Here is a 20,993-nt window from a genome sequence, read left to right on the forward strand (position 1 = left end):
ATCACACCGGATTTCGGACGGCTCCCCACATGCTTCCTTATGTACCTCAACGCGGCGTATAGAAGTTTTGCGTAAAGTACGATTGGTATTCACTCTTGTCCGAACCCAAAGCCACGCCGATCCCGAGCGTCGTAAAGGAGCTCTTCAGAATATTGGCCCGGTGGCCCGCGGAGTTGATCCAGCCGTTGTAGGCTTCAATCGCATCGTCATAGCCGGCCGCGATATTTTCGCCCCAGGTGCGGTATTCCTTGAGACCCTGTGCCGCCATCCGGTCCCCGGCCGACAAACCGTCCGGCGTCTCGTGCTCGAAATAATTCCGCTTCGCCATGTCCTGGCTGTGGAGCCGGGCCGCGGTGGCGGCCTTGTCGTTCCAGGTCAGCGGCTTAAGTCCTTTTTTTACCCGGAACGCATTGGTTAAATCAAAAATCTCCTGCTCCGTCGCACTCAAAACCGCCTCCGAAAGACCACTAGATTTTACGCCGTCAAAATAGGCTTTGTCCTGCAGCATAACGCCGTCAACCGCTCCGTTCTCATGGGAATCCAGGAACAGCAGCACTCGGCTTCCCTGAGCCTGATAACTCACTAATTGGTTTCCAGCCGCTTCTCCCTTGCCCCACAGCTGGTCCGCCCGGGACTTTAAACCCTTCAGCCCTTGCGTATCCCCCGCTTCAAACTGCCAGCCCTCGCTGTTCGAGTACAAGGCGACCACTCGCCCTCCCGCGATGCCGATTTGGGCGTAACGCTTGTAATCGCTATTGTAGATGTACCAGCTCATGCTGTGGCCGGTCACATCTTTGCGGGCCGGCTGGCCCAGCAATTCCGTGACCTTCGACTCGGCTTCGCCGATCGCCACGCCCTGCAGACGAATTCCCGCTTCCGCCTTCGCCGGCTTGTCCGGCTTTTCCGCCGCCGCAGGCACGCTGCCCGAAGTCGTCTGCTGCTTCAGTCTATACAAGAAGGTCTGCGCCTCCGCACGGGACAGTGCATCGTTCGGAGCGAAGCCCGCCACGCCTGGGGAACCGGCCTTCCCCTGCGCAAGACCTTTGTCCAGCACCAGTTGAACCGCTTCCGTTTCCGCCAAAGACTGACCCATGACGGCCGCCATCAAACGCGCCACCTGGCCGCGGGTAATCTTCTGTTCCGGCTGATTCGCCACGGGCCAACCCGCATCCGAAGCCACTTTATAATAAGGCGTGTACCAAGGCTCCCCTGCCTTTTTCTCCCCAATGGTTTTTTCCGGATAGGCGCGCACCAGCATGACCAGAAATTCCGATTCGGTAACCGCTTGCGTTGGACGGAAGGTACCATCCGGGTATCCGCTCGTCACCCCGTTCTCCTGGGACCACATCACCATGTCGTAAGCCCAGTGCGAACCCGGGACATCCGAAAACCCGGCCGCCTTGGCCACCCCCGCCGGTCCCGCCGCACCCATCAAGGCCGCTCCGGCCGCCCCCAGGATGGCAAGACTACTCATTCCCCGCTTCAGCGTTCTTTTCATCGCTCTCTGTCCCTTCTAAACTAAGCTGAAAATTCTTATCCCGTTAGTTCGACAAAAACCGATGAAATCCTTTAATTTTTAATCGCTTTCTTCCCAGGACCCTGCTTCAAATAGTGACGGGATCGATATACCTCAGCTATCCTCTTTGTTAAAAGCTAAGAAAAGAATCATGACCATGAGGCAAGAAGTCCCGATCCATTGGAACAAGCCGAAGGAATCTTTTAGCCAAAATACGGTCGTCACTACGGCCGCTAACGGTTCCAAGCTGCCCAAAAGACTGGATTCTTTTGGTGACAGGCTGTTCAAGCTTTCGATATAAAACCAAAAAGGCAGCATCGTGCCAAAAATAATGACGAAACCCAAATATAGATAGGCTTCCATAGGTAAGCTCGTAACCTTCATATCCCAAGGCGGGTGGATAACACTCAAGGCCACGCCCCCGATCATCATAGCCCAGCCCACTATGACCAGCGAATCGTATCTCTCAAGAAAGCGGACTGCATACAAGGTATAAAAGGCAAGGGCAGCCCCGGATAATAATCCCCAAATCACTGCAAGGGACGGTACGGATAACTGAGACAAGGAACCGTTGGTCAGCAAGAAAAAACAACCTGCTAATGCAAGCGTTACAGCATACATCTCTTTCCTTGTTGGAGCGGATTGTTTACTGACGAATAAGTAAATCATAATGATTACAGGAGCTAAATATTGTAACAGCGTTGCTACAGCGGCGTTTCCCTTTTCTATGGAAGCCATATAAGTGTATTGAACCCCGAGCATTCCAACCAATCCGAACAAAATGAGTTGAAGCGAGAACTTTTTACTCTTCCAGATCTCAAGAATGCTCGCAGGACCCTTTTTCAGAGATTGAACCCCGAGCAGTAAAAATCCCGCAATCAGTAGACGTATTGTAACGAGCCAACCCATATCGATGCCGTATTGTTGGAACAGTTTTTTTGCTACCGTACCCCCAATCCCCCAAAGGATAGCGCCGGTCATGATGAAGAAAATCCCTTTCCCTCTACCCATAGTCAACTCCCTGATAAAGTATTAAAATAGTACTCTGTTTGACTATAATAAAGAGAAAATGCGTAAATTTATACTAATATCCAATGATAAAATATAAATATATTGAGATGGGGGTTTGTCGATGCAAATCAAGGATTTTACAATTGATCCCGATTTAAAAGAGCTGACCGAACATCGTACCACCACGTTGCCCATCGCGTGTTATCACACCACGATTAGTCACAATATAAACGGCTATATCCCTATGCATTGGCATGATGAGTTTCAATTTGTTCTCATTATGAAGGGACAAGCCGTCTTTCAAATTCAGGAAGAAAGCGTGACGCTGGACGAAGGAGACGGGCTATTTATTAATAGCGGCTGCCTCCACCTGGCCAGAGACAATCACCATTCCGGATGCGTTTATATTTGTTTAAATGTTTCTCCAAGTTTTGTTCTCTCGCAAGAACTTTTTAGATCTCATGTGTATCCTTATATAGGAGCGACCAACTTGCCTTACCTTCGCCTGACTCCCCAGGAGGATTGGGCCAAAAATATCGTCGACGCCATCCTGGAGATTGACCGTTTAATCCGGCAAAGTCCAGCTTTGTATCAAATTGATATTACGATACAGTTAGCCCACATCTGGAGAAACCTGGTCGCTAACGGTTTTCCATTAGAGTACAAAGAAGCTGAAATGCTGAAGAACCATAGAATGAAGAACATGCTGAATTGGATTCATCTCCATTTTGCCGAGAGGGTTCGTTTAGAGGACATCGCAAAAGAGGGGCAGCTGAGCAGGTCCGAATGTTGCCGCTATTTTAGACGGTTTCTAAAGAAAACCCCTTTAAATTATGTGATGGAATACCGCATTCAAAAAAGCCTGACCTTACTGCAACAACCCGAGTACAATGTCACCGACGTGGCTTATCAAGTAGGGTTCAATAGTACCAGCTACTTCATCCATCAATTCAGAAAATCCATGAACATGACCCCGTTAGCGTACAAAAAGCAGAAAAATTAGCCTTATCCCTTAAGGCTCTCCTCCGGCTCCATCGCTTCCGTCGGCGTGCGATCCAGCTCTTCGGCACACCCCGCTGCCGAAACGCCGGAAATCGGCAGCACCTTGGTCGGGCAGCTATGGAAACCCGCATGCCGTGCTCCTCGTGCATTGGGGCTTCCACGCGATCAACGACCGGCTCCGTCATTTGCGGTAGCCAGTCAGCTTGCCGCGTACATTAACGGGATTTCCCCCCGTTAAATCCGCCCACAGGGTGCGGCCCGCCCATTTACCTGGAATTTCTCCCGCTAATTCGGCTTAAATCGGCCGCTTCCGCCCGATTACAAAGAATTAGCGGTACTTTTTCCAGGTAATTCGCGCTCCAGGCCGCCCGGGGCCTCATTTAACGGGAGATTTTCCCGTTAATCCACCCCGCCGCACGGCCAAACGAGGCCTGGCTAGGCCAATCCGTCCCGCACGGCCTCGCGACGCCAAGCAAGGCCGGCTATGGCCCATCCCCCCTCGCACAAAAAGACCCCTCCCGCGCCCGCAGTCAGCTGACTGCTTCGCGTATAGGGGTCTTCCTTTATGCGTTGTTTATTTCTCGGCCTCTTCGGCCTCGATTTCCGTCTCGGACGGCTTGTCGGTCAGCTTCACGGTCGCCGTACGCGGCTCGCCGTCCCGGTAGTAGGTGACCTCGAGATCTTCGCCGATCTTCTTGTTCTCGTACAGATACCTGCGGAGCTCCAGCGTCGAGGTGATCGGCTGTTTGTCAAACTGCGTGATGACGTCGTTCAGCTTCAAGCCGGCTTCCTTGGCCGGGCCGTGCGCTTCCAACACGATCACGCCCTCGGTCACATGGTTCGGCAGCTTCAGCTCCTTCCGCTGTTCCTCCGTAATCTCGGCGTAAGGGTTGTTCAGGTCCAGCGTATACACGCCGAGGTACGGGCGCACAACCTTGCCGTACAGCAGCAGATCGTCGACCGTTCTCATCACCTCGTTGATCGGGATGGCAAAGCCGAGTCCCTCCACGCCGGTATCCGAAATCTTCATCGTGTTGATGCCGATCAGCCGGCCGTTCAAATCGACGAGCGCTCCGCCGCTGTTGCCTTCGTTAATGGCCGCGTCGGTCTGAATGACCTCCTGCTCCCAGTCGTAGATCCCGTCCTGACTCAGGGAGATCGGAATCATCCGGCTCGTATAGCTGACGATGCCCGAGGTTAGCGTGCCGCCCAACCCCAGCGGGTTGCCGACCGCGATCACCGTCTCGCCGGCGCGAAGCTTCTTGGAATCGCCGATGTCGATCACGGCGTCGATGCCTTTGTCGTCCACTTCCAATACGGCGATATCGTTGATGGAATCCTGCCCGATAATCTTGGCCTTGCGGGAATCACCGTCGCTCGTCACGATCTCCAGATTTTCGGCGCCCGAAATCACGTGCGTGTTGGTGATAATGTAAGCCTTGCCCTTATCCTTCTTAAAAATCACGCCCGACCCTAGCGCCGCCCGCTCCGGATCTTCCTCCTCGCCGGCCTCGCTATGGTTGAGAATGCTCACCACGGCCGGGGCCACTTTGGCCGCCGCCGTACTGATCCGGTCGTACGGATCACCCCCGGCATGCGCGACGCCGCTCACACCGGCTTCTCGGGAAGCGGAGGGGAGCCCGGTAATCAAGCTGTACAGGAGCACGGCCACCACCGCGCTCAGGATGGAAGAAACCAGCGAGACCTGAAGCGTCGACCACCCGGGCCTCCGCCGGCTTCCCTGCCACCGCAGATTATTGTCCGAACTTCTGCGAAGTTGGCGTCTCGGCACCTTTGTGGAATAAAAGTCATCATCGAACAATCCCATCCCGTATCTCTCCCTCCATGGCACTACCAGGCCTTAGCCCATCTATCTTTGTTACTTTATTACCCATGTGTCGCTGCTCACTTCACTCTATGCGATAACGGCAAATTCATATTCCCGTTCATTGCGGTACTCTCTTAACGTATTAAATTGGCGGGATGTTGCCCGTTCAGGCAAATTATTCGTTGTCCATTTGTCTTCGTTAGGAATGTTTACGGCAAAGTAAGACTACACTATAGATATAGCGCTAGATTGATAGATTTATTCTACCATAAGCCGGACAAACTGGTGCAGTTTTCATACAGGGAATTTTCGGGAGAAACACCGTCTTTCCAGTCTGTCCCGGCTGTCCTAAAAAAGGAGGGCTTAGTCATGAATTCAAACTATTCCACGCCGATGAACGAGGTGAATGTCCTCGCCAAACTGGCCGATATGAAAGAAGAGCATTACCACCAATTGGTAACGCTCAGCGCGATAATGGAGCTATTGATCGAGAAAGGGATTCTCACCCGGCAGGAGATCGAGCAAAAAGCGGCCGAACTCGACGGGTTTATAAGTCCGCCACCGTATCCCACGGCGTAGGCCGGTCAAAAAAAGTGTCCCGCAGTTTGAACTCACTGTCCTTAAAAAAACAGCCGCGGTCTTCCATCGCGCCCCGCACGGCCATTCGGGCCAGGTCCGGCATGTTATGCTCCCGGCTCAAGTGGGCCAGGTACGTCCGCTTGATCCGGCCGTTCAACAGCTCGCTCAGCAGCTCGCCCGTGGCTTCGTTGGACAAATGCCCCATGTCGCCGAGGATCCGGCGCTTGATGTTCCACGGATACCGGCCCATGCGAAGCATTTCGATATCGTGGTTCGCCTCCAGCACCAGCACGTCGGAGTCGGCGATCGCCGCTTTCACCTTGTCGCTGGCATAGCCGAGATCGGTGCAGACGCTCAGTTTTTCTTTGCCATCGTAAAAACAATACCCCACCGGCTCCGCCGCATCATGCGAAATCGCGAAGGATTCCACTCGCAGCGACCCGAAATCCTTCGCTTCGCCGGTACCGAACAGGCAGCGGTTCTCCTCCGGAATCTGGCCGATCGCCTTTTCCATCGAGCTCCACGTCTTCTCGTTCGCGTAGATCGGTAAATTGTATTTTCTCGCCACGGCTCCAAGTCCCTTGATATGGTCGGAGTGCTCGTGCGTCACCAGAATGCCACTCAATTCCTGCCCGGATACCTCGCGCTCCGCCAGCAATTCGTCAATCCGGCGGCAGCTGAAGCCCGCGTCGATCATCAGCGTGACCTCACCGTTCGCAACCAGCGTGGCGTTTCCCGTAGATCCGCTCGACAGCACTGTAAATTTTAAACCCATTTCCCCATTACTCCTTTGCTTTCTCGATGTTCGGACTGATCACGTCCCCGCTGATGCCTTGTACGTAATACTCCGTCCCGCTCTCCAAAATAAACCGCCAGGCCGGCGCGGCCGGCAGATGCGCATCGGAATTGAACACCTCGCCGTAATAACCGAGCTCGATTTCCGTGACGACCGAGCCTTCCGGCAGAAAGTTCTCGACCAGGTTGCCGAGCGCTTTGGAAGCGGACAGCACCCGCTGCCGTTTCTCCCCTTCCGAACTGCTGATTTCAATGTTCTGCTCGCGATAGGAGATAATCTTCTGATTGCTGTAGTACAACCTCAAGTCTATTTTAAACAACGGCCATTTCCCGTCAACCAGCGGGTGGAGAACAAACTCCCCGTCCCGGCTCGCCGCCTCGTCATACCGGTAATTTGCGATATTGGGAAGACTGGTCTTTAACGCGCTGACCAGCTCCTTAGGGGTATAGATCAGCTTGCTGTCCACCGGTGACGGAAGATCGACGACCTTGCCGTTCCCCCCTCCGTCCACGAACCGGTACGATATTTTCGGCAGCTCGGGCGTTTCGCTCGGAATTTTCGCCGGCACCCGAATCCGCTTCTCGTCCATCGCCTTCTGGATATTACTCTCCAGCGAGGAGAAATCCGGGTTGGAGTCCGCCTGCTCCTGCCAATCGTTCCACAGTTGATAGCCCAGCACCAGATTCAGCAATAAAAAGGCGTAAATCAGCACGTTCTTCGCGCGGCCCCAATCCATCCTTCCACCTCCATCAGACAACCTCACTGAATAAAATGCCTGCAAATCTGCAGGTTTTTTCTCCTGCTAGGAACAAAATTTCAAAATTCCTGCGAATCTGCAGGCATTTTCGGCAAATCAGCTCTGTGCCCCCAAAATCGCTGGAAATTCCTGCAGATTTGCATCTTTTTCACAATTCCCATCGTGGATCGGCCTAAATCCTGCAGATTTGCATCTTTTTGAGTTTGAAGCGGGCAACTCGGCAGAAGTTTTCGAATATCTGGTTGAATATCCGATCGAATATCTCACGTCAGCCCTTCCCCCTCTAGTTCAGAATCCGCGTCGCTCCGTTGCGGAGCTCGGCCACCCATACCGGCTTCAGCAGCAGGCCGTCCTTGGTCAAGGAAGGATGGTAGGCCGGGTAGAGACTGACGATATCGGCCTCCCCCTTGAACCGGGCGATCAGCTTCCGCAGCTCGTTCCCCCCTGGCAGATCGACCATTTTTTTGCTCCAGAACTCGCCGGTCGGATAAATCAGGGAGCGCTGGTAGCCCGTGATCGTGCCCTGCCTTAATTCAAGGGCGATTTCTCCATAATGGAACGAGGAGATATCAATGATCGGCAAAGCGCCATACTGCCCCTCGCCGTAATACTGCTGAAAAGCCACCGTATGCTGCTCATTTCGGCTGTCGTCGGTCTCCTTCAACCGGTATTGGCCGTTCCAGCCGCCGTGCTGGTTAACGAAGTCCACCGCGGACAGCGCGTTGCGCCCCGGGCTGCTCTCGCCCGCGGCCGGTGCCGCCGGGTCGGTATAATTGATCCAGTTCCGGTCCTGCCTCACTTGGAGACTGCGCTTGCTGTCCGTATAGATCTCGGAGCCGTCTTTTTCCCGGATATAGCGGGTGATGCTGGGATCAAAAAACAAACTGCTCTGCATCTGATCCGTCGAAAACACCCCGATCTTCATCCCCGTCTCCACCATGCGGATCGGCTTCTCCGGAAGGTAATAGCCGTCCTCCAGCGTATACGGCACCCATTCCTTGCCGAAATCCACCTGCTGCTTCACGTCCTGCACGGTCAAATCGGCCTTGGTTGCCTCGTAAACCACGTCCCCCTGCGAGCTGAAAAAGAACACCCGCACCTGCTCCTCATCCTCGGCGTTGTAGATCAGCACCCGGCTGATGCTTTCGCCTTCAAACAGAGAGTCCGGTTCGATTTGCATAACCCGTTGCAGCAGCGATACCGGGATGCCTCCCCCGAACTGCAGCTCGATGCCGGGATAGCGGCTGCGGATTTCCGCCCAATCGATGTTTTCCAGGGCGTACCGCTGGAATCCCTCAAACTGGCGTCCCTTCAGCCGGGAGTAAATCAGGTTGTAGAAGGCCGATTCCGGGTAAAACACCGTGTGCCGGCCGCCGCCCAGATGAACGGCGATTTGCGCGGGAAACAGCATATCCTCCGCTTCCGCCTCCTGGCCCATGTTCTCCGTCTTGATATAGTCGCTCGCGGTTTTGACGACCGGGTTGCTGCCCGGCAGGCGATAGATGAGAAAATAGCTCTGCACCAGGCTGCACCCGACCAGAAGGGCCAGCACCAGCGATTTCACACGCTCCTTCACGCACCGTCGCCTCCTTGTTCATACTGGGGCAGCGTAAAGGTCACCTTGGTGCCCTTGCCCAGCTCCGACTGTAACGAGATCGTTCCGCCGTGCGCCTTGACGATTTCCCGGGCAATGGAGAGGCCGAGCCCCGTGCCGCCCATATTCCGCGACCGGGCCTTGTCCACCCGGTAAAAACGCTCGAAAATCCGGTCCAGGTCCTTCTTGGGAATGCCGATCCCGTTATCCTGTACCGAAATTTCCAGCGCCCCGTCTTCCTTGATTCGGGCTTCGAGTCCGATCGTGCCGCCTTCCGGCGTATATTTCATGGCGTTGGACATCAGGTTGTCGAGCACCTGGTCGATCTGGTCGCGATCCACCCACGCCGTGCTGACCCCGTTGCCGACGAAGAGCGTCGGCTTGATCTCTTTTTCCTGCATCTGAAAAGAGAACCGGTCCGTCACTTCCTCCAGCATCTCCATCACGTTGGCCGGCTGCTTCCGCAGCTGCGCTTCCTTGGAGTCGAGACGCGACAGATGCAGCAGGTCCGTGACGAGGCGGATCATCCGCTCGGTCTGGTTCTGGATGACGGAGGCAAATTTCGGTCCCAGTTCCGGATCGGCCATGGCCCCGTCCTCCAGCGCCTCCGTGTAGCTCTTGATCGTCGTGAGCGGCGTGCGGAGCTCGTGGGATACGTTGGCCACAAACTCCCGCCGGGACGCCTCCAGTTGCTCCTGCTCGGTCACGTCCTGAAGCACGGCGATGGTGCCCACGATGCCGGTCTCCCTGCGGTGAATCGGCGTGAACGTGACGCGGATCAGGAACGTTTCCCCTTCCGACGTCTCGTTCTCCAGAATCGTGGAGTGCATCGTGCCCTGCTGCAATATTTCGCGCTCCTCCGGACTCAGGCGCAGCAGCGAAATGATATCGGTTTCCCCGGTCGGGTCCTCGCCGATCCGCAGCATTTCCCCGGCCCGGCGGTTCATCAGGATCACGATGCCAGCCTCGTCGGTCGCAATGACCCCGTCGCTCATGTTGGTGAGGATCGAGGCCAGTTTCTCCTTCTCTTCCTCGTTCTGGGCCAACGCGTCGCGCAGCCGGCTCGTCATATAGTTAAACGCCCGGCTAAGCTGGCCGATCTCGTCGTTGCCCAGCACCGGCATCTGCTGGTGAAACTCCCCTTCGGCCACCGCCGTTGCCCGCCTTGTCATTTCCTTGATCGGCGAGGTGATCGTATGCGCCAGAATCACGCCGAGCACCGCGGTCAGCCCCAGCGCCAGTAAAATCCCCGATATAAAAATATTATTAATCCGTTCCATCGTATCGTACAGCTCGTTCATCGAGGCCGCGATATAAATGGCGCCCACGATTTTGCCGTCATTGACGACCGGCTTGGCCACGACCTTCTTACGGACATTGTCCTCGTCGATAATGTATTCCTCGTTGTCGCGAATCCCCTGCAGCGCCCGGTTTACGACCGTTTGCGTGTTCTTCGTGCCGACGTAATCGGCATGCGAAGGCGTGGAGGTCGTCAGCACTTTGCCGCTGGCGTCCAGCACCTGAATTTCCGCGCCGTTAATGTTGAACAGATTGTTCACCAGCACGCGCAAATTTTCCAGCGACTCCTCCGCCGAGTCTCCCGACGCGCCGAGGTTCTGCGCCGCCAGCACCGAAAGCAGCTCCGCCCGCTCCTGCAGCTCCTTCGTGAAGTTGTTCGTCAGGGAAGTCTTCATCGCGCTCACAAAATAAACCCCGATCAGCTGCATGGCGATCAGGATCAGGAGCACATAAATAATAATCAGCTTCGCCTGGATCGTGCGGAAGAAGGAGGGCAGCTTCATCCTAGAATCCTCCCACCTTGGAGCTGCGCATCATGTAGCCGAGCCCCCGCCGGGTCAAAATATACTCCGGCTTGCTCGGGTCCTTCTCGATCTTCTCCCGCAGCCTCCGGATCGTTACGTCGACCGTCCGGACGTCCCCGAAATATTCGAAGCCCCACACCGCCTGCAGAAGATGTTCCCGGGTCATCACTTTCCCGGCGTTCTTCACCAGATAATGCAGCAGCTCGAATTCCCGGTGGGTCAAATCGAGCGGCTCCCCGTTCTTGGATACCATATACGTATCGGTATCCACAAACAACTCAAACAAGCTGAGGCCCTGACGTTCATCGGCTCCCTCGGGTGCCGCCGGCTTTTGCTGCCGCCGCATCTGCGCCTTCACCCGGGCCAGCAACTCGCGGGTGCTGAACGGCTTGGTGACATAGTCGTCCGCCCCAAGCTCCAGGCCCAGCACCTTGTCGATCTCCCCGTCCTTGGCCGTCAGCATAATGATCGGGGTCTGCAGCCTGGCCCGCACCTCCCGGCATACGTCCATCCCGTCCTTGCCCGGCAGCATCAGATCGAGCAGGATCAGGTCCGGCTGTTCGGCAAACGCCAGCTCCACCGCCTCGATGCCGTCGAAGGCCAGGATCACCTCGTAGCCTTCTTTCTCCAGATTGAACTTCAATATATCCGCAATGGGCCGCTCATCGTCCACGACCAGAATTTTCCCTTGCATTTTCCCAGTTCACCCCATACTCTCGGGCATTGGCCCCATCTTCCTCTATCTTACCATACCTCCGCCCGCATCAGCCAACGGCTTCCAGGAAGCGGCAGCGCTCAAAATCTGTTGAATCCCTCTCCCTCCTGCTGGTAATCTAGAAACGATGCCAAATTGTAGCATACAAGGCGCATACCTAGAGAGGGGAACCGAGTTGAGATGACGACCATTCTGGTAGTGGATGACGATCCGAACATTCGGGAACTGATTTGTTTGTATTTAAAAAGAGAAGGCTTCCACCCGATGCAGGCCGCCGACGGAAAAGAAGCGCTGGAAGTGATGGAACAGACGCAGGCCGACCTCGTGGTGCTCGATATTATGATGCCCGTCATGGACGGCTGGGAATTGTGCCAGGAGCTGCGCCGGCAGTATCCGGACACCCCCCTGCTGATGGTGACGGCCAGGGGGGAAACCGGGCAGAAGGTCAAAGGCTTCAATCTGGGGACCGATGATTATCTCGTGAAACCGTTCGATCCGATCGAATTGGTGATTCGCGTCAAAGCCCTGCTTAAAAGGTACCGGATTTCGGCTTCGCAAAGCATTCAACTGGGCCATGTCTGGCTGAACCGTCAGACCTACAAGGTCATCCGCGGTTCGGAAGAGCTGACCCTTCCCCCCAAGGAGTTTGAGCTCTTGTTCAGACTGGGCAGCTATCCCGGGCAAATTTTTACCCGCGAGCAGTTAATCCAGCAGATTTGGGGGGCGGATTACAGCGGAGACGACCGGACGGTCGACGTCCACATCAAGCGGCTGAGAGAACGGTTCGCCCACGACGATCCTCCGTCGTTTCGCATCGAGACGGTCTACGGATTGGGGTATCGGATCGAGGTCTTCAAATGATCAAATCGTTGTATATCCGCATCGTTCTGATGTTTTTGACGGCCATCATCGTCAGCCTGCTGGCATCGGCCATGATCACCGGCTATGTTTACCAGCAATCCGTGACGAAACAGACCCAAACGTATTTGATTCACCTGGGAGAAAGCATGGTCCGGATTTTCGAGCGCGCGGGATTCGACAACCGGGCGTTGGTCATGGACGATATCAAGGAACTTATCCATTCCATAAGCTTTGAAATTTACAATGAAAACTTCAACCGGGAAACCTACGGTTACCAGGCCGGCAGCACATCATTTGTCAAAAAAGACCAGGTCGAACGGGTGCTGCAGGGGGAAACCGTCCAGGGAGAAACCCGGGATGACAATATGTTCGTCGGGCTTCGCTTTGAACACCAGGGACACAAGTATGCGCTGTTTATCCAGCCGGGACCGTCCAATCAGTTCGGCTACCCGATCAACAACATCATCCTGACGATGATCGGAATCGTGCTAATCGGCGGAAGCTTGTTTTTTACCGCGGAAGCCACGTTTCTGATCTTGCCGCTGCGCAAAATGACGGAAGCGACCAAGCGGATGGCCCGGGGCGATTTCAGCACCAACCTCAAGGTCCGGCGCAAGGATGAACTGGGCGTGCTGGTCAAAAATTTCGATGAGATGCGGCAGCAGCTGCAGCAAATGGAGCAGATGCGGCAGGATTTCGTCTCCAATGTGTCGCACGAAATCCAGTCCCCGCTGACTTCCATCCGCGGGTTCGCCAAGGCTTTGAAAGACGAAACCCTCGATGCCAAGGACCGAGACCGCTACCTGGATATCATCATTGCGGAAAGCGAGCGGATGTCCCGCATGGGCGACAATCTGCTGAATCTGGCATCACTGGAGTCCGAACACCATCCTTTTCATCCGGAAGCCTTCCGGCTGGACGAGCAAATCCGGCAGATCGTCGTCGGTTTTGAGCCGCAATGGTCGGCCAAGTCCATCGACATCGATCTTCACCTGCCGGCTGTCGTGATCAAAGGCGATCGCGACGGGCTCAATCAAGTATGGACCAACTTGCTTGGCAACAGTTTGAAGTTTACCCCCGAGGGGGGATGCATCTCCATTCTGCTCCGGCGAGAGGTCCACAAGGTTGTCGTCACGATCAAGGACAGCGGGATCGGCATTTCCGAGGAGGACCTGCCGCATATTTTCGAGCGATTTTATAAAGCGGACCGCTCCCGGAACCGGACCCAAGGCGGCAACGGCTTGGGGCTGGCGATCGTCAAAAAAATGATCGACCTGCATCGCGGCCGCATTCACGTTCAAAGCCGACCGGGCCAGGGAACCACCTTCGCGGTCACCTTGCCCTATTACGGCCTCAAGCCTCCCAAGGAGGTATGAAAATCGATCCTGTAATCGGATGCAAATTTTTATGAAAATGAACTCCATTCACATTCAGTTCACATTCATCCGGTAATCTTCTTTTAGATAGGAGGATTGCCATGAACAAACTCACCAGCTTCTCGATGAAAAATGTTGGAGCCCTCATCATTATGATCGTAATGCTGTTTGGGGGAGGCATGTACGCGGCCGGCCAGTTAAAGACCGAAATCATGCCCGATATCTCCATCCCCATGGTGTTCATTACGACACAATACCCGGGGTCTCCTACCGATGTAATGGAGCAGGTGACAAAGCCCCTGGAGAAAAAAATCGCCAACATGGAGGGCGTAAAATCGCTCCAATCCACATCGAGCGACAATTTTTCCACCATCATTGTCAACTTGACCGAGAAATCGGACCCCGAGAAGAAAAAGCTGGATATCGAAAGCCTGCTGCAGGAAGTGAATCTGCCGACTTCGGCAAGCACCCCAAAAGTAGCCACCATCGGTTACTCCTCGATACCGGCGTATTACTTTGCCATTTATGCGGAAAACGGCATGAGCCAGGCCCAGCTCGACCATTGGTTCGCGAATGAAATCAAACCCGGGCTGCAATCGATTCCGGGCTACGACCATATGGACGAAATCGGTTCGCGCAAAACGACGCTCAGCATCCGGCTCGATGCCGACAAGCTGACCGCCTATGGGCTGACGCCTCCGCAAGTCTCCAATGACCTGCGCCAAAACATCAACTCCCTTCCGGCCGGAGCCGTCGAACTGGACGGCAATCAATTGATGGCCCGGGTAAAGAGTGAAACGGACAGCGTCTATGCCCTGGAAAACATGGAATTAAACACCCCGAGCGGGACCCACGTCCGTCTGAAGCAGTTGGGTACGATCCAGTCGGTTACGGAGTCCGGTTTCATCGCCCGTCTGGACGATAACCCGGCCATCGGGATTCAGCTTTATAAAACGCCCGATGCCAACGCGGTCGATTTCTCCAAGGAAACCGAACGGCTGATGAAGGAATGGACGGCGGAAAATCCGAACATTCAATTCAAGACCATCTACGATACGTCTCAAGAGGTAAGCAAGTCGATTAACGGCATGTTAAAAGAAGGCCTCACCGGTGCCCTGCTCGCGGCGCTGATGATTTTGCTGTTTCTGCGGAACCTGCGGATGACGCTGATCGTTCTGATTTCGATTCCGCTCTCGATTCTGATCACGCTGCTCGTGATGAATTACTTGAACATCTCCCTGAACATTTTGACACTGGGCGGGATGTTTATCGCGATCGGCCGCGTCGTCGACGACAGTATCGTCGTCATCGAGAACATCTACACCCATTTGCAAAAAGCGGAAGAACGCGGCGAGTCCGTCATTAAGAAGGCCACGATGGAGGTTGGCGCCGCCATTACGTCCTCCACCCTGACTACCGTCGGTGTATTCGCGCCCCTCGGCATGGTCAGCGGGATGGCCGGCCAACTGTTCCGCCCGTTCGCCATCACGCTCGCTACGGCGATGCTGGCCTCACTGCTCGTCGCCCTGACGGTCATTCCGATGCTGGCGAAGCTGCTGGTGCGGGGAGATAAGATCAAGCAGCACGAAGAGAACCGGGAAGGCCTCATGGTGCGTTTTTACCGTCGCGCTTTGGAGCTGACGCTGCGCCACCGCATCAAAACCCTGCTGCTCGCCTTCGTCTTATTCCTTGGCTCCATCATCGGCACGGTTCCGTTCCTGTCGGTGACGCTGATCCCGGAAAGCGAAGCGCCGCGGGAATTCTATTATGTCATCAAAATGCCGTATGAAACTTCCCTTGAAACAACGGATGCCAAGGTGAAGGATATGGAAGACATTTTGAAAAACGCGAAGGATCCCGCAGGGAACCCGATGTTCACCTTTATCGAATCCCTGGTAGGCTTCAATGAGGGATCTAAGGATCCGTCGTCTTATTCCGCGCAAATCTTCACGGAGGTCAGCGAAGACAGTGACGTCAAACAGGTGAGGGATACATACAAGGAACTTCTGCTGGCGGAGCTTCCTCCCGGTTCCGAGTTGGATGTCCGTTCCATGGAAGGCGGTTCGACCGGAACGGTGGACTTCCAATACGCGGTAAAGGGCGACGACTTGCTCAAACTGACCGAAGCTTCAGCCCTTCTGAAAGAAAAGCTGAAAGAGTTCCCGGAACTTCGCGAAGTCAAAGACTCGCTTAGCGACGCCAAAAAGGAGCTGCAGATCGAGGTCAATCAGAGCAAAGCCCAACAGTACGGTCTCAGCGTCACGGGCACGCAGCAGACGGTTTCCAGCTGGCTGATGAAGGAAGAAATCGGCGAGCTGAAGCTGGACAATACGACGTATACCACTACGCTGGAGTTGGATAAAACCGATATGAACAGCTTGTCCAAGCTCGGAAATATTCCGTTCCATACCGCCAGCGGCACGGTCGTCTATTTGAAAGAGATCGCCGAATTGAACATTATTAACGCGGCCTCGAGCGTTCAGCGGGATGATCAGGAGCAGGTCATCACGATCACCGCCAAAATCGACAGCCAGAACAAGGGCGGCGTCAGCGCCCAAGTCGGGCTCGCCCTCGACGAAGTCGCGCTTCCGGACGGCGTGAAACGCGAAATCGGCGGCGTCAGCGAAGAGATCGGCGAGAGCTTCTCGCAGCTGTTTGTGGCCATGGCGGCCGCCGTCTTCATCGTCTACCTGATCATGGTCATCTCCTTCGGCAACACCAGCGCGCCGTTCGCCATCTTGTTCTCGCTGCCGCTGGCGGTCATCGGGGGCCTGATCGGCCTGTTCCTGACCGGGGAAGCGTTAAGTATCACCTCCCTCATCGGCTTCATGATGCTGATCGGGATCGTCGTCACCAACGCGATCCTGCTGATCGACCGGACGCAGCAGCTGCGGCAGGAAGGCTATACGGTCCGCCACGCCTTGGTTGAAGCGGGGATGATCCGCCTGCGTCCGATCATCATGACCGCGGTGGTTACGGCTATCGCCATGCTGCCGCTTGCGCTCGGACTGACCGAGGGAGGCACGATTATTTCCAAGGGGATGGCCGTTGTCGTCATCGGCGGTTTGGTCACCTCCACGATTCTGACCCTTGTGGTCGTACCGATTGTTTATGAATTGATCGAATCGTTCAAAAACCGGATGAGCGGACTGTTCCGCCGCCGGGAAGGCAAACCGGCCAAGGGCAACAAGAAAGGAGTTGTAATCGATGAATAGCAGAACATGGCATAAACTTATGCTGGGCGGTGCGATGCTGGCCATGGTCGCTATGACGGCGGCCGGCTGTACCAAGGCGGAGGAACCGAAGCCGCTGGTTCAAAGCAATGTGCCGCAGAAGCCGACCGTGAAAGTGAGCGCGGCGGAATTGCGCACGATCGCCGATCCGCAGGAGGTCGTGGCGGAAATCGCCGCCTCCGACCAGCGGGACGTGGTCGCCAAAGCCAGCGGCGATGTGAAAAAGGTATATAAACAGCGCGGCGATCAGGTGAAAAAGGGAGAGCTCCTGTTTGAACTGGATACGACCGATGTGCTTCTCCAGAAACAAAAGGCCGAAATTTCGCTGCGGACGGCCCAGCAAAACTTGAAAAACGGGCTGTTCAACAATCCGGACGACCCGGACGCGCAGCAGTCGCTGAAGGATCAAATCCAGCTGGCGCAGATCGGGATCCAGGAGGCCAACCGGACGCTGGAGAATTACAGAGTGGAAGCTCCAATCAGCGGGATTTTAACCGATTTCTCCGTCAAGAGCGGGATGACGGTATCTCCGGGGAACGTTGGGGTGATCCAACAGATCAACCCGGTGAAGATTAAAGCGAACATTACGGAGGAGAACGCCGAGTTGGTGAAAGGCAAGAAGGAGTTGTCCTTCTACTCCACCAGCCAGCCGGATGTGCTGCAAAAAGCGAAGATCGTTTATTTTGCCGACATTATGGATACCCAGCAAAGAACCTACGCAATGGAATTGCAAACGGACAACGCGAAGCAAGCCTGGAAACCGGGGGCCAAGGTTCAACTTCGAATCACCGAAGAGGCCGAGGAGAATGTGCTCACCATTCCGACCACCGCGATCGTCCGGGAAGAATCCGGCACCTACGTTTATGTGAACGCCGCCGGTAAGGCGGAAAAGCGCCAAGTGGAGTTGGGACGGTTAAACGGCATGTATCAAGAGGTGACCAAAGGAATCCAGCAAGGCGAACAGGTCATCGTCTCCGGGCAGCATCAGCTCAAGGACCAGCAGGAAATTGAGATTGCGCCGGCAAAATAGAATACAAAAAAAGACTTGGCTCCAGGGCCAAGTCTTTTTGTTTTATAAATATTTCATCGGATTCTGCACGCTGCCGTCTTTATGGATCTCGAAGTGCAAATGCGTCCCGGTAGAACGCCCCGTATTGCCCATCACGCCGATCTCCGTGCCTTTCTCGACGACCTGGCCCTCTTTCACGCTAATCTTGCTCAAATGGCCGTACAGCGTCTCGTAGCCGTTCTTGTGATCGATGATAATACAATTGCCGTATCCGGATTTGGTGCCCGTGAAGACGACGACCCCCTCATCCGCCGCGAGAATGCTTCGGTCGGAAGAAACGAGGTCGATGCCCTTATGCGTTCTCCCCCATCGTTCGCCGTAGCTGCTGCTCAACATCGCGCCCGATACAGGCCAGGCAAAATCACCGCTCCCTTGGCCGACCACCTTCGTGCCGCGAACCACGATCTTCGGCTTGGACTCCGTAATGACCTCCTGGCCCAGCCATTCCTCGCCGACCACCTCGCCGTTCTCTTTCGTAAGACGGTACTTCATCGTCTTGAGTCCGCTCGCTCCCAAGGAGATCACTTTCGTTTCTCCGGCGCGTAAATTATCGCTCTTCCGAACGATTACTTGCGGCTCGATTTCAATCTGTTCGGAGAACTTCTCCACCGTCTTCACCGTCAAGGACGGCTTCACGGTGTTAATCTTCAGCTCGGTTCCGATTTGAAGCGTGCGCTCCTTAACGCCCGGGTTGTTGCTGAACAGCTCCTTTTGCGTGACGCCAAAACGGGCCGCGATCGAAGAGATCGTATCTCCTTCCCGCACCGCGTAAGTCACCGCGGCTTCATCGCCCTCCAGAATCCGGGCTACCGCCTTGTTCACATCCATCACTTTGTTCGGAGCGGTTTCCACGGAGGCCGTGGTGACGTCCTCCTGGATGGCGACCGATTCCACAATGACGCCGCCCGTTTTACCGGCGTCGGTGGCGGTTTTACCCGTGCCGGTGGCCGCCGCCTGCTGCGCCCCGCCGGTTTTCTTCACCTTGCCGGCCAACCGGGCGGTCGCCATGACGGTTTTGTCCTCCGGTGCGAACTTGCTCTTGAGCTTCTCCAGGACCGCGTCCGCCGTAGCCTGATCCTTCACGATGCCGATCGTCTTGCCGTCGACCTTCAACTCGACCCCTTTGGCGTAGCCGGTCAGCATCCCTTCCAGCTTGCTCAGCGTCCGTTCGCTGTCCACCTGGGCTTTGTACTCCTTCGCTTCCACCGTCGTAATTCCTTCGGTATGTACCGCCATTTCCACATGCGGGTATTTTTCGTTATATTCCTGCTCCTTCTTGTCAAAAAGAGCCTGTAATTGCGCCTTGTCGGCAATCGTGCCGATTTCCTTGCCTGCGACGTAAACCCGATAATAAGTCACCGTATTGGCTTTGACATACTGCTGTCCCGCCGTATAGATTCCTCCGGCCACCAGCAGGGCGGCTAGCGCGCCGACCGCGATCATCCGCGGTTTGGAACTGCGCAACGCGGCATATAGCCCAGCCTTTTTATGTTCGGACATCTCCTGATCGTTTTCCGGGCGGCCGTGATTTGTCTGCGCCGGGTCCTGGCCCTTGCGCCACAGCTGCCAACGTATCCCCCTGAAACCTTTCATGCTGATCTCCTTTTCCCTTTTCGACTCATTACGACAGAAAAAGGTTTCAAAATTTTAACCTTTTTCCGCTACTGTTTACTTTAACACAGTCCGCAAAGGGATTTCAACCAAAGCAAAAAAGCCAAAATCCTGCGTCATGCAAGGCTTTTGGCTTTATTTAAGACTTCGGGGGTCTCGCCAATTTTTTACAATCTTGTGAATGGCATCGCTGACATGGTTTCGGGCGGACTATTCGTTCTTTAACAAATCCATGATTTTGGCATATTCCGTTTTGTTTAAGTGTTTGGACAGAATCTGCTCGATTTCGATCAGTTCCTTCTCTGTCAGACCGTCTTCCATGAGTTCCGTGATCCGCTGCATTTCCTCTTGAGGCAGCTTGGCCATCAGCATCGCGAACACCTCTTCCTTCTCCTTGGCCGGCAGCTCGTCCTTCATCGCCACCATCTGGTCCGGTGTCACGACGACCTGCGGGGCTTGACCGGAGCCGGTCGCTTCGGGCCCGTCCGCGCCGCCCGAAATGCCGCCCATGACCGACAAGGCGTCTTCCGGCGGCGTTTGGCCGGCGTCATCGACCCCCGCCTTCGCGTCCGCGCCGACGCCCGCATCGGCGCCTGCATTGACGCCTGTATTGGCACCTGCGTTAGTGCCTGACGCGTTGGCCCCGCCTGTCGAGCTGCCTCCGCCCGCCTTGTCGCTTGCGGCTCCCGCGGCCCCTGAGGCGCCAGCGCCGGCCGTCCCGCCCGTCCCCGTCGCGCCCGTGCCGGTTCCGCCCGTGCCCGTCCGGCCGCTGCTATCGCCCTCGTTCTTGCTCCCGGCCGAGGAATGTGTTTGCGGGTCCGCGTCCAACGCCGTTTTTTTCGCCTCCTCGTCTCGATCCTTGCCGCCAAGTCCCAGCATCCCCTTAACGACGCTGCCCAGGCTCGGGGCCTCCGCCGTGATCGGCAGATGATAACTCTCCAGCAGCGATTGTATATACGCATTTACGACATACCCCGTCGTCATAACCGTCAAAGCACATACGACCACCACCGTGGCAATCAGCCTCAACAACCACCCCATCCATCTCATAACGCTTCCTCCTTCTGCCGCCGGCTCTATCACCGGTCATCCTAATCTCCTAATTTTCAGTATGGACGGCGGAAGCGAATTGTAACCTCGCAAACCGGGCTCCAACACCCAAAAATAGAATAGGGACCTGTCGCCTGGCGCAGAATCACCTGGAATTCCTCCCGTTAATTTT

Annotated in this window: 16 protein-coding genes; 6 read left to right on the plus strand and 10 right to left on the minus strand. The window is 55.4% G+C overall.

The window, feature by feature from the left end; genetic code table 11:
• Positions 1 to 46: 46 nt before the first annotated feature.
• Together FRY98_RS16890 and FRY98_RS16895 are read right to left on the minus strand one after the other, a co-directional pair.
• Positions 47 to 1,498, minus strand: coding sequence for a CAP domain-containing protein (locus tag FRY98_RS16890; protein WP_148454037.1), 1,452 nt, complete (start codon positions 1,496 to 1,498; stop codon positions 47 to 49).
• Between the two features lie 132 nt (positions 1,499 to 1,630).
• Positions 1,631 to 2,527: a DMT family transporter gene (locus tag FRY98_RS16895; protein ID WP_148454040.1), complete on the minus strand. Its 897-nt coding sequence runs from the start codon at positions 2,525 to 2,527 to the stop codon at positions 1,631 to 1,633.
• 127 nt (positions 2,528 to 2,654) lie between these two features.
• On the opposite strand from FRY98_RS16895, the gene FRY98_RS16900 reads away from it, so the two are divergent.
• The gene (locus FRY98_RS16900; RefSeq protein WP_249043451.1) at positions 2,655 to 3,530 is read left to right on the plus strand and encodes a helix-turn-helix transcriptional regulator; all 876 of its coding nucleotides are present in this window, start codon (positions 2,655 to 2,657) and stop codon (positions 3,528 to 3,530) included.
• A 573-nt stretch (positions 3,531 to 4,103) separates the two neighbouring features.
• Here FRY98_RS16900 and FRY98_RS16905 read toward each other — a convergent pair.
• Positions 4,104 to 5,357, minus strand: coding sequence for a S1C family serine protease (locus FRY98_RS16905; RefSeq protein ID WP_148454044.1), 1,254 nt, complete (start codon positions 5,355 to 5,357; stop codon positions 4,104 to 4,106).
• Between the two features lie 369 nt (positions 5,358 to 5,726).
• On the opposite strand from FRY98_RS16905, the gene FRY98_RS16910 reads away from it, so the two are divergent.
• A complete protein-coding gene (locus FRY98_RS16910; protein WP_148454046.1) occupies positions 5,727 to 5,936 on the plus strand; it encodes a hypothetical protein in 210 nt (69 codons plus the stop codon).
• Here the strand turns inward: FRY98_RS16910 and FRY98_RS16915 are convergent.
• From FRY98_RS16915 to yycF, 5 genes are all read right to left on the minus strand, one after another.
• Positions 5,905 to 6,711 carry an MBL fold metallo-hydrolase gene (locus tag FRY98_RS16915; RefSeq protein WP_148454048.1) on the minus strand — a complete coding sequence of 269 codons (807 nt, stop codon included), beginning with the start codon at positions 6,709 to 6,711 and terminating at the stop codon, positions 5,905 to 5,907. The two genes, FRY98_RS16910 and FRY98_RS16915, sit on opposite strands and share 32 nt — an antisense overlap.
• 7 nt (positions 6,712 to 6,718) lie before the next feature.
• Positions 6,719 to 7,468, minus strand: a complete 750-nt coding sequence (gene yycI, locus FRY98_RS16920) for a two-component system regulatory protein YycI (RefSeq protein ID WP_148454050.1) — start codon at positions 7,466 to 7,468, stop codon at positions 6,719 to 6,721.
• Between the two features lie 304 nt (positions 7,469 to 7,772).
• Entirely contained in the window at positions 7,773 to 9,065 is a 1,293-nt protein-coding gene (locus FRY98_RS16925; RefSeq protein ID WP_148454053.1) for a YycH family regulatory protein, read from the minus strand.
• The gene (gene walK / locus FRY98_RS16930) at positions 9,062 to 10,885 is read right to left on the minus strand and encodes a cell wall metabolism sensor histidine kinase WalK (protein ID WP_148454055.1); all 1,824 of its coding nucleotides are present in this window, start codon (positions 10,883 to 10,885) and stop codon (positions 9,062 to 9,064) included. Before walK ends, FRY98_RS16925 begins: the two co-directional genes overlap by 4 nt.
• A 1-nt stretch (position 10,886) precedes the next feature.
• The gene (yycF, locus tag FRY98_RS16935) at positions 10,887 to 11,600 is read right to left on the minus strand and encodes a response regulator YycF (protein WP_148454057.1); all 714 of its coding nucleotides are present in this window, start codon (positions 11,598 to 11,600) and stop codon (positions 10,887 to 10,889) included.
• Between the two features lie 201 nt (positions 11,601 to 11,801).
• On the opposite strand from yycF, the gene FRY98_RS16940 reads away from it, so the two are divergent.
• The 4 genes from FRY98_RS16940 to FRY98_RS16955 all read left to right on the plus strand — a co-directional run bounded on the left by FRY98_RS16940 (position 11,802) and on the right by FRY98_RS16955 (position 18,121).
• Positions 11,802 to 12,482 carry a response regulator transcription factor gene (locus FRY98_RS16940; RefSeq protein ID WP_148454059.1) on the plus strand — a complete coding sequence of 227 codons (681 nt, stop codon included), beginning with the start codon at positions 11,802 to 11,804 and terminating at the stop codon, positions 12,480 to 12,482.
• Positions 12,479 to 13,858, plus strand: a complete 1,380-nt coding sequence (locus tag FRY98_RS16945) for a sensor histidine kinase (RefSeq protein ID WP_148454061.1) — start codon at positions 12,479 to 12,481, stop codon at positions 13,856 to 13,858. The genes FRY98_RS16940 and FRY98_RS16945 overlap by 4 nt, the downstream gene beginning before the upstream one ends.
• Before the next feature lie 101 nt (positions 13,859 to 13,959).
• Complete coding sequence (locus tag FRY98_RS16950) at positions 13,960 to 17,073, plus strand: efflux RND transporter permease subunit (protein WP_148454063.1); 3,114 nt, start codon at positions 13,960 to 13,962, stop codon at positions 17,071 to 17,073.
• A complete protein-coding gene (locus FRY98_RS16955) occupies positions 17,066 to 18,121 on the plus strand; it encodes an efflux RND transporter periplasmic adaptor subunit (protein WP_148454065.1) in 1,056 nt (351 codons plus the stop codon). The genes FRY98_RS16950 and FRY98_RS16955 overlap by 8 nt, the downstream gene beginning before the upstream one ends.
• Before the next feature lie 42 nt (positions 18,122 to 18,163).
• On the opposite strand, the gene FRY98_RS16960 is transcribed toward FRY98_RS16955, so the two are convergent.
• Both FRY98_RS16960 and FRY98_RS28670 read right to left on the minus strand, forming a co-directional pair.
• Positions 18,164 to 19,753 carry a peptidoglycan DD-metalloendopeptidase family protein gene (locus FRY98_RS16960; protein WP_148454067.1) on the minus strand — a complete coding sequence of 530 codons (1,590 nt, stop codon included), beginning with the start codon at positions 19,751 to 19,753 and terminating at the stop codon, positions 18,164 to 18,166.
• 228 nt (positions 19,754 to 19,981) lie between these two features.
• Positions 19,982 to 20,821: a hypothetical protein gene (locus FRY98_RS28670; RefSeq protein WP_211373312.1), complete on the minus strand. Its 840-nt coding sequence runs from the start codon at positions 20,819 to 20,821 to the stop codon at positions 19,982 to 19,984.
• Between the last annotated feature and the right edge of the window lie 172 nt (positions 20,822 to 20,993).

It is taken from the genome of Paenibacillus faecis (genome assembly GCF_008084145.1).
Lineage (GTDB): Bacteria > Bacillota > Bacilli > Paenibacillales > Paenibacillaceae > Fontibacillus > Fontibacillus faecis.